This window comes from Anabaena sp. TISTR 8404 (assembly GCF_056847745.1).
Genome location: NZ_CP180578.1, coordinates 4112269 through 4127154 on the forward strand (window position 1 = coordinate 4112269; position 14886 = coordinate 4127154).

Annotated in this window: 12 protein-coding genes; all 12 read left to right on the forward strand. The window is 41.8% G+C overall.

Features of this window, described 5'->3' with window-relative positions; translation table 11 throughout:
• The first annotated feature begins 339 nt into the window (after positions 1-339).
• The 12 genes from scyA to eboE all read left to right on the forward strand — a co-directional run bounded on the left by scyA (position 340) and on the right by eboE (position 14872).
• The gene (scyA, locus tag ACMX3D_RS17780; RefSeq protein ID WP_482747202.1) at positions 340-2241 is read left to right on the forward strand and encodes a scytonemin biosynthesis protein ScyA; all 1902 of its coding nucleotides are present in this window, start codon (positions 340-342) and stop codon (positions 2239-2241) included.
• 266 nt (positions 2242-2507) lie between these two features.
• Positions 2508-3569, forward strand: coding sequence for a tryptophan dehydrogenase ScyB (scyB, locus tag ACMX3D_RS17785; RefSeq protein ID WP_482747203.1), 1062 nt, complete (start codon positions 2508-2510; stop codon positions 3567-3569).
• A gap of 33 nt (positions 3570-3602) precedes the next feature.
• Positions 3603-4583: a scytonemin biosynthesis cyclase/decarboxylase ScyC gene (gene scyC, locus ACMX3D_RS17790; protein WP_482747204.1), complete on the forward strand. Its 981-nt coding sequence runs from the start codon at positions 3603-3605 to the stop codon at positions 4581-4583.
• A gap of 153 nt (positions 4584-4736) precedes the next feature.
• Positions 4737-6026 (forward strand): ScyD/ScyE family protein, encoded by a 1290-nt coding sequence (locus ACMX3D_RS17795; protein WP_482752372.1) that lies wholly within the window; start codon positions 4737-4739, stop codon positions 6024-6026.
• A gap of 41 nt (positions 6027-6067) precedes the next feature.
• Positions 6068-7420, forward strand: coding sequence for a ScyD/ScyE family protein (locus tag ACMX3D_RS17800; protein WP_482747205.1), 1353 nt, complete (start codon positions 6068-6070; stop codon positions 7418-7420).
• Positions 7421-7572: 152 nt separating this feature from the next.
• Positions 7573-8763, forward strand: coding sequence for a scytonemin biosynthesis PEP-CTERM protein ScyF (gene scyF / locus ACMX3D_RS17805; RefSeq protein ID WP_482747206.1), 1191 nt, complete (start codon positions 7573-7575; stop codon positions 8761-8763).
• An 86-nt stretch (positions 8764-8849) separates the two neighbouring features.
• On the forward strand, positions 8850-9605 hold the full coding sequence (locus ACMX3D_RS17810) for an EboA family metabolite traffic protein (protein WP_482747207.1): 756 nt from the start codon (positions 8850-8852) through the stop codon (positions 9603-9605).
• A 16-nt stretch (positions 9606-9621) separates the two neighbouring features.
• Positions 9622-10545, forward strand: coding sequence for a TatD family hydrolase (locus tag ACMX3D_RS17815; protein WP_482747208.1), 924 nt, complete (start codon positions 9622-9624; stop codon positions 10543-10545).
• Between the two features lie 46 nt (positions 10546-10591).
• Positions 10592-11491 carry a UbiA-like protein EboC gene (gene eboC, locus ACMX3D_RS17820; protein ID WP_482747209.1) on the forward strand — a complete coding sequence of 300 codons (900 nt, stop codon included), beginning with the start codon at positions 10592-10594 and terminating at the stop codon, positions 11489-11491.
• A gap of 47 nt (positions 11492-11538) precedes the next feature.
• Positions 11539-12378 carry a bifunctional chorismate mutase/prephenate dehydrogenase gene (gene tyrA, locus ACMX3D_RS17825; RefSeq protein WP_482747210.1) on the forward strand — a complete coding sequence of 280 codons (840 nt, stop codon included), beginning with the start codon at positions 11539-11541 and terminating at the stop codon, positions 12376-12378.
• A 20-nt stretch (positions 12379-12398) separates the two neighbouring features.
• Positions 12399-13634, forward strand: coding sequence for a 3-dehydroquinate synthase (locus ACMX3D_RS17830; RefSeq protein WP_482747211.1), 1236 nt, complete (start codon positions 12399-12401; stop codon positions 13632-13634).
• On the forward strand, positions 13631-14872 hold the full coding sequence (gene eboE / locus ACMX3D_RS17835) for a metabolite traffic protein EboE (protein WP_482747212.1): 1242 nt from the start codon (positions 13631-13633) through the stop codon (positions 14870-14872). Before ACMX3D_RS17830 ends, eboE begins: the two co-directional genes overlap by 4 nt.
• Positions 14873-14886 lie beyond the last annotated feature (14 nt).

A 14886-nucleotide genomic window follows, 5' to 3' on the forward strand; every position in this document is an offset into this window, starting at 1 on the left:
CAACTTGCTAATTAACGCAAGATATCAATCAACAAGCTGGACTGTATAAATGTAGCGCAGACAACAATTGCGAAAGAATTGGTAACGGTATCAAAAGATTTTTCATTGCAAATAAGTATTAATTTCCCGTACTCTGATTTTCATAAGTACTGCCTTAATTTTCTTCACTTTTTTTAAAAGTTTTTTTTACTGGGCTGAAAAGCCGCATAAACATCCACTCTCAAACCAGCCCGGTCATATCCGTAAAATAAGCGACAAGTTTCTTAGTGTTATATATCACCTATTGCCTAAATATATACCCAAGACCCTTGTGCAAGTATCGGGAATTAAGTGAAAGCAATGAGCCAAAATTATACTGATTCCAATTCTCAGCTAGTTACTACTGAGCTGTACGAAGAATTTCCTGCAAATGGCAATCAATACGTAGAATCTCCGCCTAGAGATTCTCCCACGCTTGACCATTTGCAACATCCCAGGGTAATTGAAACTTTGTTACCCAATGATTTCAGTCCTACGCTCACGGTTGCAGAAGCGATCGCGCAAATGTTGGTCAACCTGGGTGTATGCAGTGCTTTTGGCATTGCTGGTGGTGCAATGGCCAGTTTGTGGAATGCGCTATCGAACAGCCAAATACAAGTGTTGAATTTCCGACATGAAGCAGGCGCTGCTTTTGCAGCTGCTGAAGCTTACTTTGCCAGCGATCGCCCAACTGTCGTCTTTACCACCGCCGGGCCTGGAATTACCAACGCTCTCACCGGGTTATTTGCTGCCCGTGGTGAAGGTGCAAAAGTGATTCTACTGTCAGCTTGTACCTCCGCACCCCAACGGGGACGCTGGGCAATTCAAGAAACCAGCAGTTACACCTTGCCTAGTGGTGGTATTTTCACCTCTGGCGCATTGTTCAACTATGCAATCACAGTCGAATCTGCTGCCCAACTGCCGCAAATTTTCCGTAAACTGGCGTTGGGTTTAGCCCAACCAGGCGGATTTGTTGCCCACATCAGCATCCCGACTGCGGTACAAACAAGTTTAGTTGAAGGCATTTCCTGGCCACAACTATATATAGATGCATATCGAATCACTGCTCAAAAAGAAAAAGTTGCGAAATCTGCGGAGTTACTATTTTCCGAACCCTTCGCTATTTGGGTTGGGTTTGGGGCGCGGGAGGCAGCTGATGAAATCTACGCATTGGCAGAGGCAACAGGTGCGGCGGTGATGTGTTCCCCTCGTGGCAAAGGCATCTTCCCAGAAGATCATCCCCAGTTTGTAGGAGTCACAGGTTTAGGTGGTGATGCTTCCGTCATTACCTATATGGAAAAACATCAGCCTGCCCGTACCCTCGTACTGGGAACCCGCTTAGGCGAACCGACTTCTTTCTGGAGTCCGACAATGGTTCCTGCAAAAGGCTTTGTCCATGTTGATATAGATCCGGAAGTTCCTGGTGTGGCTTATCCCCATGCTCAGACTTTCGCTATTCAATCTGATATCAAAGCTTATTTACAAGAACTTTTGGAGCATTTACCAGAAACTGTTTTCCCGACAGAGTTGTTACCTAACCCCCAACCTGAACCTATAGAAGCAGCCCCAGACTCGCCAGTACGGCCAGAAGTATTGATGGCTGCTATTCAAAAGATAGTTGTAGAGGGTAGTGATGCGGTAGTTTTGGCGGAGTGTGGTAACTCTTTTACTTGGTCAACTCATTGTCTGCGCTTTACCGAACCCAATCGTTACCGAGTCAGTACCGGAGTTGGTGCGATGGGACACGCTGCGACAGGCGTAGTTGGTGCAGCCCAAGCGATAAAAGGTAAAGCCGTCGCCATTGTTGGTGATGGTGCAATGCTGATGAATAACGAAATCAGCACCGCAGTCAAATATAAAATTCCTGCTGTTTGGATTGTCCTGAATGATGCCCGATACAATATGTGCCATCAAGGTATGAAGATATTGGGGTTAAAAGGTGCAGACGCAGAAATTCCCCCAACGGATTTTGCGATGATTGCCCGTGGTATGGGTGCAGCAGGAGTTGGAGTCACCAAAGAGTCTGACTTAGAAGCAGCCCTGCAACAAGCGATCGCATCTGATGTTCCCTTTGTCGTTGATGTTGTAATTGACGCTGACCAACCAGCACCTTCTGGCGGACGTAACAAAAGTTTAGCAGCGCAAGGTGTCAAAGCCAGCGGTTCAAATAACTCAAATACTGTGAAAACTCCAGCCAAGCAAGTTTCCTTTCCCTTAGTTTAACTTTCAGGCTGGAGTATTTAGGTCTTTGGCGATCGCTAACTAAAAAGCAAAGTTTTTAGTTTTACAATTACACCACAAACACTGAGTTTTGACCTGCTCTGCATTTTACCAACATGGCAAAGTTAGCTAGATATTTTTTAAGATTTTTTTACAATTAATCGATGTTTATTTAGCTAATTTTGCCGCATTCTTTAGCCCAAATAGTGTTTCCTAAATTCACCACTAACTTGCTCTAACCAATCCACAATCAAGAATGGGATACCAAAATGCAGCTATTTGAAACTGTTAGAGAAATGGGTCACGAGCAAATTCTCTACTGTCATGGGAAAAATCCTGATATCAGAGCAATTATTGCCATCCATGACACTAGCTTAGGGCCAGCAATGGGAGCCACCAGACTTTATCCTTATGTCAACGAAGAAGCTGCTTTAAAAGATGCTTTGCGCCTCAGTCGGGGTATGACTTATAAAGCTGCTTGCGCCAACATTCCAGCAGGTGGGGGCAAAGCAGTAATTATTGCTAATCCCGCCGATAAAACAGACGAAATGTTGAGAGCTTATGGACGATTTGTCGAAAGCCTCAAAGGTCGTTTTATCACAGGACAAGATGTCAACATTACACCCCAAGATGTCCGCACAATTAAACAAGAAACTAATTATGTAGTTGGTGTCGAAGAAAAATCAGGTGGCCCTGCACCCATTACAGCTTTAGGAGTATTCTTAGGTATTAAAGCTGCTGTCGAATTTAATTGGCAGACCCAAAGACTAGAAGGGATGAAAGTTGCTGTCCAAGGTTTAGGTAACGTTGGTAAAAACCTTTGTCGGCACTTACATGAGCATGGCGTACAACTTTTTGTGACTGACATCAGCCCTGAAAAAACAGCAGAAGTAAAAAACTTATTTGGTGCTACTGTTGTAGAACCAGAAGAAATTTATGGTTTAGATGTAGATGTATTTTCTCCCTGTGCGATGGGAGGAATTATTAATAGTCAAACAATTCCCTTAATCCAAGCAAAAATTATTGCTGGTGCTGCCAATAACCAACTAGATAATGAGCGCCTGCATGGTCAAAGACTCATAGAAAAAGGCATTCTTTACTGCCCTGATTATGTAATTAATGCTGGCGGCATCATCAATGTTTATAACGAGATGATTGGCTATGACGAAGAGAAAGCCTTCAAGCAAGTCAATAATATTTACGACACACTACTAAAGATTTTTGGCATTGCTCATCAACAAGGCATCACTACTAATGATGCCTCTAAGAGATTGGCAGAAGAACGAATTTTGAAAGCCAGAGCCAGAAAAAATCAACAAATTGCTGCGTAAACCAGAGCAAGTTATTACTTTGAGGAGCGACAAGTGGAAAAAAATACCTTTGCAACATCAGCTTATATAGCTACTTCACCGGAGAGTGCTTTTGAGTATCTTTGTAGTTTAAAAAACTTAGATGAATGGACGCTATATAGCCGGATGAAAGAGCAAATTGACGAAGATACTTGGCTTGGAACTGCATCTGGCTATCAAAAAAACCTCTATTACCACGTTAAAAAACTAGAAAACTCTCTGTTTTATGGCATTGAGTGGCATTGCGGACTGGAGTACAATAAATACTTCCAAGTTTATCCAGTATTACTTTTTCCACCCAACTATATAGAGCCAGGAACAGACGAAGAAGGCGTGTACTTTCATTGGTTGAGCTTTGTTGATCCCAAACGGCAAACATCAATGATTATGCAAGGGATTCACACCGTCCACACTTCCGAATGTCGTTCTCTCAAAGCTAATTTAGAGCGCAAACTTGGTCGAAAGACAGCAGCTAAAGGACGCTACTTTATTGATACTGATACTATCTATGTTGATGCTCCATTAGAAATTGCAGTTGATTATTTAAAAGATGTCAAAAATATCGACGAATGGGCGCATTTAGTCCGTCCTATTGGTGAAGTGAGTGGCTCATCGGGCGACTTTTTAGATGAGTATAACCAGAAAGTCAAAATCTCTGTACGTGTTCATAGCTTAAGCAAATACTACTTGCTTGAACAAGAATATTTTTATCCAGATTACGACTACTATCAACGTTCTGTAGCGCTACTTATCCCCACAGCTTACGCCTTTAACGACCCTGATGCTTCTGGTTTAATTTTGCATCGCATTACCTTCTGGAAAGACGGAGAACAACTACCTCACGGCAAACTCCAGATTGAAGACTTTGGTGCAGAAAGCATGAACATCAAACGCCTCCTAGAAGGTAAAGCTGGCAACCTCAAATCTTTTGACAGAGGTATGAGCTACATCCCAGTAGCCAAAGAGCCAGAATTAGTTGCTAGTGGAAAAGGCTGAAGTGTGAAGTCTGAAGTATGAAGTATGAAGTCTGAAATCAAGAAAAATAAGTACTTTATTTACGCCGAAATATACTAACAGACTCTCAGTCAAAAATCTCTGCGTACCTTTGTGTTTACCTCCATATTCCTCTGCGTTAAAACAATGCAACACATCAAACTCCAACAACTAACCATTACCCTACTCACTTTCTGTGTTGCCGCTGTTGCCGGAATGAAAACAGCTGATGCAGCCTCTTTTTCCGTCATCGCAGACGGCTTGAACAATGCCAGAGGTTTAAGCTTCGGCCCTGATGGTAATTTGTATATCACAGAGGCAGGAACTGGAGGAAACGGCGCTTGTGTACCACCAGTGAGCGGTCAAGGTGGTTCTTTGTGCTATGGCACAAGTGGTAAAGTTCTCAAAATTGAGAATGGCCAAACTAAACCTGTACTCACAGGTTTACCTTCCATCGCCTTAGCTGATGGTACAGGAGCCGGTGGAGTGCGAGATATCCAATTTGATAGCAAAGGTAAGCCCTATGTTTTAGTGGGATATGGGGCTGATCCTACCTTTCGCGATCGCAATTTGGGCAACACTGTACTAGGAAAAATCATTACCCCGGACTTTCAACGTAATTCCTGGAAAACTGTTGCCGATTTAGCCAACTATGAACTTGTCAATAACCCCGATGGTGGTGATATCAATAGTAATCCTTTGGGCTTTTTCATTGATGGCGATCGCATAGTTACCGTTGATGCTGGAGCTAACGATTTACTCAGTGTCAACACTGATGGTAGTAACTTACAAGCACTCACAGTATTTCCCCAAGATATCTTAACTAATCCAGTCTTTCCACCCACAGGTACACCATCCAACGAACCAGGCCAAGTACCCACCCCCACAGAACCACCACTATCACAAATAGCGATCCAAGCAGTACCCTCAAGTGTGGTTAAAGGCCCTGATGGCGCTTACTACGTTAGCCAATTCACTGGTTTTCCCTTTCCAGAAGGGGGAGCCAAAATTTATCGCGTTGGTACTGATGGCACAACCACAGTTTATGCAGATGGCTTTACCCAACTAACAGACTTAGAGTTTGATACTGCGGGCAATTTGTATGCCTTGCAGTATGCCAATCAGTCAGCTTGGAAAGGTGATTTTGATGGTTCGCTCATCAAAATAGCTGCTGATGGTACTCGCACAACGATTCTCTCTGGCAATGGTTTAGAGTCACCCAATGCCTTAACTATTGGCTCTGATGGTGCATTTTACATCAGTAATCAAAGCGATCGCCCTGGACAAGGGCAAATCATCAGAGTTGAGAATCAACAAGCTGTTCCGGAACCAACTTCTACTTTCGGCCTATTAACGTTTGGCGTTCTAGGCATTAGTTGGTTGCGGAAGCGCAAATTCAGTAGTGGTAACTCCCCCGAAGAACCATTTGTTCTTACAAATGACTGACCACAAATTTTCCAACTTTACTAATACACAACTTACGACAAATGAAACTCAAACATTTAACTATTACACTTTTTAGTGTTGGTATTGCCGTCGTTGCTGGAACACAAGCAGCCGAAGCTGCTAGTTTAACAGTTGTAGCCGATGGTCTAAATAACCCACGCAATTTAGCCTTTGATCCTGACGGTAATATTTACGTCACAGAAAGTGGTTTCGGTGGTGATGGCAGTGATGGAAGATGTATCCCATCACCAAGCTCGTCATATATACCTTTGTGTGCCGCTCAGAATGGTTCCTTAATTAAAATTGCCAAAGACGGTACCAGAAAAAATGTTCTGTCCGGTCTGACTTCTTTAGCATTATCACCTTCTGGGGAACAAGCAGCAGGCCCCGCAGACTTTAAATTTGATTCTAAAGGTAATGCTTATTTATTAACAGGTTTGGCTGGTAATCCCGCTAACAGAGATACAGTGTTAAAAGCGCCTGACCTTGGCAAATTATACAAGGTAGACTTAAAGACTGGCGGACTAACAACTCTTGCTGATTTTGGCGCTTATGAACTCAACAATAATCCTGATGGCTCAGATATAATTTCTAACCCTTATGCTTTTGCAATTAAGGGGGACAATGCTTTTGTTGTTGATGGCGGAGGAAATACGCTTTACTCTGTAGGACTTGATGGTAGTGGGATTAAGAATGTTGCTGCATTACCTCCGAAACTCCTACCACCAGATAGCCTGGAATTTCCGACACTTCCTGAAGGAACAGTAGATCCCACAGGAGGCGCACCACTACCTCCAGGTTATACAACTGGTTCTAACGGTTTACCAGTATCAAATCAATCAGTACCCACAGGAATTGCAGTTGCTCCAGATGGCAGTTTAACCATTAGCGAATACACATACTTCCCTTATCCAGAAGGCGAAGCCCGGATTTTCTCAGTTAATCCCGATGATTTGAGTACCGAAGTTATCGCTGATGGTTTTACTCAGCTAACGGGTGTTGCCTACGACCCAGAAGGTAACTTATATGCCTTGCAACACATCAATGTTTCTGAGTGGAAAGCAATTCAGCAGGGCGGGATTATTACTGGTGATATTAGTGGCTCAGTAATTAAAATAGGTACTGATGGTACTCGCACTACCATTTGGAGTGGTGATGGCCTAGAAGCAGCTTCTGGAATCACTTACGGCCCTGATGGTAATTTATACATCTCCAACCGCGCTAGACTTGCAGGTACAGGCCAAATCGTCAGAATTAATCCCAACTCAGGCGGCTCAGAACCAGTTCCCGAACCCGCTACCATTGCCGGGACACTTGTAGCTGCTGCTTTTGGTAAAGCTGCAATGGCGAAGAAGCGTAAACGCGAAGCCTTAGCCAAAGCACAGATGGTCTAATTCTTTTACTAACAGAATGGACTGCTACCTCACTGCGAAAGTTGTAGACCTCACAGAAGGCAGCAGTCCGAATTTTCACTTTCCCAAACGGGGTCTGGGAACAAGATTTATCTAGCAAAGAGTATAACTCATCAACCAGAACTGTAAAACTCATGGGATTAGTAAAACATTTTGCGATCGCCTTTGTTAGTACCGGATTTATGGTGCTGGCAAGCTCTGCTCAAGCTTTATCGTTAACTTTAAAATACGAACGTAGCATTGGTAGCCCCGGCTTTGCTCCTGGACAGTTGTTTGTACCTCAAGGCATCACCGTAGATAGCGCTGGAAACACCTTGATAAGTAACGGTCGTGGTCTTAACCCAGATGGCAGTTTTAATCCAGATATCGGCAACCGCGTCGAAGTATTCAACCCTCAAGGTAACTATATAGGTGCAATTGGCAGAGGTGGCACAGGCCCAGGAGAATTCGACGAGCCATCAGCTTTAGAAATCTCTCCCCAAACAGGGAATTTGTATGTAGGTGATGTTTTTAACAACCGTGTTAATGTCTACGATCCTCAGGGTAACTTTATTAACTCCTTTGGCTCATTTGGTGGTCTTATCCCTGGTAGGGCTTTCTTTGGCCCTTCTGGTGTGACATTTGACAAACAAGGTAATGTTTATATAGGAGATTTTAGCGGCGATAAAATCAACAAATATACGCCCGATGGTGAGCTTCTTGGGTCTATTGGTACATCTGGTACTGCACCTGGACAGTTTCAAGGGCCAGCAGGTGTCAGAATTTCTCCAGTCAGTGGAAATTTCTATGTGAGTGACCAGTTTAATAATCGGGTTCAGGTACTCACTCCAGAAGGCGACCCGATTTTGACCTTTGGTACGCAAGGCACAGGGCCAGGACAGTTCAATCAACCAATTGGCATTGAAGTAGACGAGTTTGAAAATATCTATGTGGCTGATTCTATCAATAGCCGCATTCAGGTATTTGATAAAAACGGTAACTTCTTGACAGCATTTGGCGAACCAGCCCTTAATGCTTCTGGCGAAATTGTACCGCCTCCTCAATTAGGTGAGCCGCCCTTTGGCGACCCCCTCGACCTTACACCAGGCAGATTTAACTGGACTGGTGGTACAGCCTATAAAGATGGCAAACTCTATGTCGGCGATTTCTTTCAAGGTCGTGTGCAAGTATTGAGCGTTGAAGGTAGAAACGAAGTACCAGAGCCAAGCGCAATGTTAGGCATGGGGTTATTTGGACTGGGTGCTGCTGCTGCTAAATGGCGTAAAAATAGGCAACAAAAATTAGTTCTTGGTTTAGAAACAGAACCGGAAAAAGTTTCTATTTAAAAAATAGGAACTAAGAAGAATGAAGGATGAAATTGAGACTTTATACTTCATCCTTCAGACTTCATACTTTTTTCTAAGGTGTATATATGACTGCTGTAATTGATGACAAAATAACTAATATTAATGAGTTATTAAATCACTGGGTAGCACGACAAGTTACTCAAGAGGCTGTTACTTGGCTGGATGAAATCAGTGAGCAAATAAACAGCGGTGCTAATATACGAGTATTTTTTAGTGCTTTTAGTAGAGTGCCTCGTTATACAAGCAAACATCAACTAAAGTTAACTGCTCAAGACATTAACACTGCTTCAGCAATTCGGCTGGGTTGGTCTCCTGGAAATTGGAGTGTAGATCAAGCGGCGCGTACATTACTAGTATTAACTCTGGCACAAGCAAATTCTGAGAAATATTTATACTCTTTAGAACAAGTATTTACAGCCGCTGATGTTGGCGAATTAGTCGCACTTTATCAAGCTTTACCTTTATTACCTTACCCAGAAAAGTTGCAAAAGCGGGCAGCGGAAGGAATTCGCAGCAATATGACAGCGTTATTTAATGCTGTAGCCTTACATAATCCCTATCCATCTGAGTATTTTGATAATTTGGCATGGAATCAGATGGTGCTGAAAGCGTTATTTGTGGGTAGTCCGTTGCATCTAATTCAAGGTTTGGATGTGCGTGCGAACTCAGAATTGGCGAGGATGCTAATTGATTATGCTCACGAACGTCAAAGTGCTAACCGCTCAGTTTCGGTGGAAATTTGGCCATTAGTAGAAAAATTTACTGATGCTGGTATTTTAGAAGACTTGCAAAAAGCGATCGCTATTCAACAAGCTGTATAAAATCACAAAAATATCTATGAGTACTAACAATATGATGTTTATTGACCCTCATATTCACATGAGTTCTCGCACCACTGATGATTATCAGCAGATGCGGAAGTCAGGAATTGTGGCAGTAATTGAACCAGCTTTCTGGTTTGGACAACCGCGTACTAATGTTGGTTCCTTCCAAGATTACTTCAGCAGTTTAGTTGGTTGGGAAAGATTTCGGGCTTCACAATTTGGGATTAAACATTACTGCACAATTGGCTTGAACTCCAAAGAAGCTAACAACGAAGCCTTAGCAGAGCAAGTGATGGAACTATTACCGTTGTATGCTTGCAAAGAAGGTGTAGTTGCCATTGGCGAAATTGGCTACGACGATATGACACCCGCCGAAGACAAATATTTCCGCCTCCAGCTAGAACTTGCTAAAGAACTAGATATGTTGGTGATGATTCATACACCACACCGCGATAAAAAAGCGGGTACAAGGCGCAGTATGGATGTCTGCATTGAACACGGTTTAAAACCATCGCAGGTGATTGTTGATCATAACAACGAAGAAACTGTGGCCGAAGTTTTAGATAGAGGCTTTTGGGCAGCATTCACAATTTACCCCAATACTAAAATGGGGAATGCCCGTATGGTAGAAATTGTCCGTCAATATGGTAGCGATCGCATCATTGTCGATAGTAGCGCTGACTGGGGAGTAAGCGATCCTCTGGCTGTACCGAAAACTGCCCTACTCATGCTAGAACGTGGCATTCCCGAAACTGATGTGCAGAAAGTTTGTTATCAAAATGCCCTTGCTGCATACAGTCAAAGTGGTCAAATGCAAGAATCAGACTGGCTCAACCTCCCACCCATCGACCAACGACAAACATTCAGCGACAATTCCGTCCTCCGAGGACAAGAACCATTGGTAGAGTCGCATCATGAATACGCACTAATTGAATAAACTCAAAAACCTCTCTGCGCCTTTGCGCCTCTGCGTGAATAAAAATATGAACACCGCCATCCTCAACTCTTACCGCTTCTGGGCATATCTGCAATTACTCCGACCTGCTAATATTATCACCGCCTGGGCAGATATTATGGCTGGCTTTGCTGCTTCCGGGTACTTTGTAGAAGCAAATCTCACACCACTGTTATGGTTAATCCTCGCAACCACTGGCTTATACGGTGGCGGTATCGTATTTAATGATGTATTTGATGCCGAATTAGATGCCGAAGAACGTCCAGAAAGACCGATTCCCAGCGGTAGAGCTTCTCGCACAGGCGCAACTATCCTAGGGAGTATATTGTTGATTGTTGGTATAGTGGCTGCGGCACAAGTTTCGTGGTTGAGCGGGATATTTGCAATAGCGATCGCCACCGCTGCATTATTATATGATGCGATCGCCAAGCATCACCCAATTTTTGGCCCGATTAATATGGGACTGTGCCGAGGGGGTAACTTATTACTAGGAGTGAGTGTCGTCCCCGCAGCCTTAGAAAATTCTTGGTTTTTAGCTTTAATTCCTATAGTTTACATAGCTGCAATTACTGCCCTCAGTCGAGGTGAAGTACATGGCGCAAAACACAGCACAGGCATCATCGCAGTATTGCTCATAGTCGCAGTTATTGTCGGAATTTTGGGATTAGGATGGCTTACAAACTATCAAGTTATCGCTGCTTTTCCCTTCTTAATCTTATTAGCTATTCGAGTATTACTACCTTTTATCAAAGCAGTAAGCAAACCTACTCCAGAACAAATCAAGATTGCAGTTAAAGCTGGTGTATTATCACTAATTATTTTAGATACAACTGTAGCTGCTGGTTTTGCAGGTTTACCCTACGGTTTATTAGTTTTGAGTCTTCTGCCAATTTCCATGTTATTAGCCAAAATATTTGCCGTAACTTAACGCATCAAGTCTCAAAGAATAAATTTTTGAAAATTGGAGACTAGCACATGGTTTTGCAATCCTCACTTAACCCAAAATTAGCATCAATGAAAGATGTCAAATCCCGACAAATTACAATCATTGGTGGACGTGGTAGGATGGGCAAGTTATTTCGAGAAAAACTTTTAGCAGTAGGCCATAAAGTAAATGTTCTCGAACAAGAAGATTGGGATTATGCAGACCAACTGTTAAAGAATACAGACTTAGTATTAATCAGCGTTCCTATTAAACATACAGTTGAAGTTATTCAGCGTACAGCTAAATACTTATCTCCTAATACAGCTTTGTGTGACATCACAAGTATTAAAACTCAGCCAACTCAAGCAATGTTGCTACATCATACTGGCCCAGTTATAGGATTACACCCGATGTTTGGGCCAAGTATCAAATCTTTTTGGGAACAAAAAGTAGTAATTTGTCCTGGACGTAATCATGAATCATTTCAATGGTTATTAGACTTCTTGCAAAACCAAGGTGCGGAATTAATCACCTTTACACCAGAAGAACACGATCGCATGATGGTGTATATTCAAGCAACACAGCATTTTTGTAGACTTAGCCTTGGAGTTGTTCTAGCACAAGCAAACATTGATTTAGAGCAGAGCTTATCAATTTCCTCCCCTAGCTTTCGTCAAGAAATTGAAATATTGAAACGGCTATTTTGCCAAAATCCTAATTTATGTGTTGACATTATGTTAGCTACCGAAGAAAGATGTCACGCAATCAAATCTTTAGCTCAGACTTATAGCCGTTTGGCAAAACTAGTAGCGCAAAAAGACCGGGAGAAATTAATTCAAGAATTTGAAAAGACTCAAGCATTTTTTCAAACAAACAATTGTTTTAGCTAAAATTTGATAAACGCAAAAATATGATAGTTGATGTCCAGCAAAAAACTAAATTTACGCTGCAATCTATACAACAAACTGTTGCAGTTAAATTTAATTATGAAGTTCACTTTACTAATAATATATTTAATCTCAAAAATCCTACATTAGCACAGGCGATCGCAGCTGATGGCGACAAGAAACCTAAGAAAATTTTAGCGTTAGTCGATGCCGGGTTATTAGAGTTTTGGCCAGATTTATTATCGCAAATCGCTAACTATGCAAATTTTTATGCAGAAGTGATCACATTAGCTGCTGAACCGATGCTAATTCCAGGAGGAGAAGCGGCAAAAAATGAACCAAAATTATTAGAACAAATCCACCAACTGATTGAAGCCGCAGGAATATGTCGTCATTCTTACTTATTAGGAATTGGCGGTGGTGCGGTATTGGATTTGGTAGGCTATGCAGCTGCAACAGCACATCGGGGAGTGCGCCTCATCCGCATTCCAACAACAGTATTAGCGCAGAACGATTCTGGTATCGGAGTGAAAAACGGTATCAACGCCTTTGGTAAAAAGAACTTTTTAGGCACATTCGCCCCACCTTATGCAGTAATCAATGATTTAGACTTCTTGACTACATTATGCGATCGCGATTGGCGTTCTGGAATTGCTGAAGCTGTAAAAGTAGCATTAATTAAAGATGCTCACTTATTTGATTTTATCCATAATCACACCACCGCCCTCGCCCAGCGTGACATGGATAGTATGCAGCAAATAATTTATCGTTGCGCCCAGTTACACCTAGAACATATTGCCAAAGCAGGCGATCCTTTTGAAATGGGTTCATCCCGTCCTCTAGATTTTGGACATTGGGCTGCACATAAATTAGAACAATTGACAGACTATAGATTACGACATGGCGAAGCTGTAGCAATTGGTATTGCTTTAGATAGTACCTATTCTTACCTTCTCGGAATGCTATCTCATAGCGAATGGCAAAAGATATTAACCACACTTGCAGGGTTAGGTTTTACCTTATATGTACCAGAACTAGCTGAACAATCATCACCGGAAAATACTCGTTGTCTATTCCGAGGTTTGACCGAATTTAGAGAACATTTAGGTGGCGAATTAACCCTAACATTGCTACAAAGAATTGGGAAAGGAATTGAAGTTCACGAAGTAGATTTATCTTTGTACAAACAAGCAATATCTCTACTGCTTGATTTTGACCAACAACAGAACATAGTTACAATAAACAGAGGTGACAGATGAAAATAGGAACTGACAAAAGCTTTCACCTCACATACTGCACTAACATTCACCCTGGCGAAGAGTGGGAAAAAGTTTTTGCTAATCTACAGCAATATCTTCCATTACTTAAAGCAAAATTATCACCAGATAAACCATTTGGTATTGGCTTACGTTTAGCAGCCATAGCAGCTAAAGAATTACTTCAAGGAAATACTTTATCTCAGTTTCAGTCGTGGTTAACTGAACAAGATTTATATGTATTTACTTTAAATGGCTTTCCCTATGGACAATTTCATCGGCAAATAGTCAAAGATCAAGTTTATGCACCAGATTGGTCAAAGCAAGAACGCTTAGACTATACATTACAATTGATGCAAATTCTTGCGGAATTGTTACCACCTGATATAGAAGGTAGCATTTCCACATTACCTTTATCTTACAAACCTTGGTTCAAAGGAAATCAATTTGTTCAAAATTCAGTCATGGAAAGTGCTAGTTTGCAAATAGCACAATTAGTAAAACAAATGATACATATCCGGACTGAACAAGGAAAATTATTACATATAGATTTAGAACCGGAACCAGATGGCTTAGTTGAAAATGCAGACGAAGTAATTGAGTATTTCCAAAGATATTTATTACCAATTGCTGGAGGTTATTTAACAAAACATTTAGGAATTACTCAAGAAACTGCCGAACAATACATCCTAGACCATGTAAGAGTTTGTTACGACACTTGTCATTTTGCTGTAGAGTACGAAAATCCCATCTCAGTTTTACAGAAGTTTCAAGCTGCGGGAATTCAAATCGGCAAAATTCAGATTAGTGCAGCCTTGCAAGTCAACATACCCAAAGATGCACAACAACGACAGTTGATATTAGAAAAATTGAAACCTTTCGCTGAATCAACATATTTACATCAAGTAATTGCTCGGACAAATAATAACAGACTAATTCACTACTCAGACTTAGAAACCGCCTTGCCAAACTTAGAAAATCCCACAGATGAAGAATGGCGGATACACTTTCACGTTCCGATTTTTGTGCGTGATTATCAACTATTACAATCCACCCAAGACGATATTGTAAATGTTCTAAATATGCTACAAGATAATCATTTCTGCAATCATTTAGAAATCGAAACCTACACTTGGGAAGTCTTACCAGATGAAATGAAACTAGACTTACCAGCATCAATTCAACGTGAATATGAATGGGTTCTCACAAATTTATTAACAAAAAAATTAGTTCATAGTTAAATATTTCCTTTGCT

Excerpts from the sequence above, each read along its gene's own strand:
- scyA (WP_482747202.1), top strand. The coding sequence starts at position 340 with ATGAGCCAAAATTATACTGATTCCAATTCTCAGCTAGTTACTACTGAG.
- scyB (WP_482747203.1), top strand. The coding sequence starts at position 2,508 with ATGCAGCTATTTGAAACTGTTAGAGAAATGGGTCACGAGCAAATTCTC.
- ACMX3D_RS17800 (WP_482747205.1), top strand. The coding sequence starts at position 6,068 with ATGAAACTCAAACATTTAACTATTACACTTTTTAGTGTTGGTATTGCC.
- scyF (WP_482747206.1), top strand. The coding sequence starts at position 7,573 with ATGGGATTAGTAAAACATTTTGCGATCGCCTTTGTTAGTACCGGATTT.
- ACMX3D_RS17810 (WP_482747207.1), top strand. The coding sequence starts at position 8,850 with ATGACTGCTGTAATTGATGACAAAATAACTAATATTAATGAGTTATTA.
- ACMX3D_RS17815 (WP_482747208.1), top strand. The coding sequence starts at position 9,622 with ATGAGTACTAACAATATGATGTTTATTGACCCTCATATTCACATGAGT.
- eboC (WP_482747209.1), top strand. The coding sequence starts at position 10,592 with ATGAACACCGCCATCCTCAACTCTTACCGCTTCTGGGCATATCTGCAA.
- tyrA (WP_482747210.1), top strand. The coding sequence starts at position 11,539 with ATGGTTTTGCAATCCTCACTTAACCCAAAATTAGCATCAATGAAAGAT.
- ACMX3D_RS17830 (WP_482747211.1), top strand. The coding sequence starts at position 12,399 with ATGATAGTTGATGTCCAGCAAAAAACTAAATTTACGCTGCAATCTATA.
- eboE (WP_482747212.1), top strand. The coding sequence starts at position 13,631 with ATGAAAATAGGAACTGACAAAAGCTTTCACCTCACATACTGCACTAAC.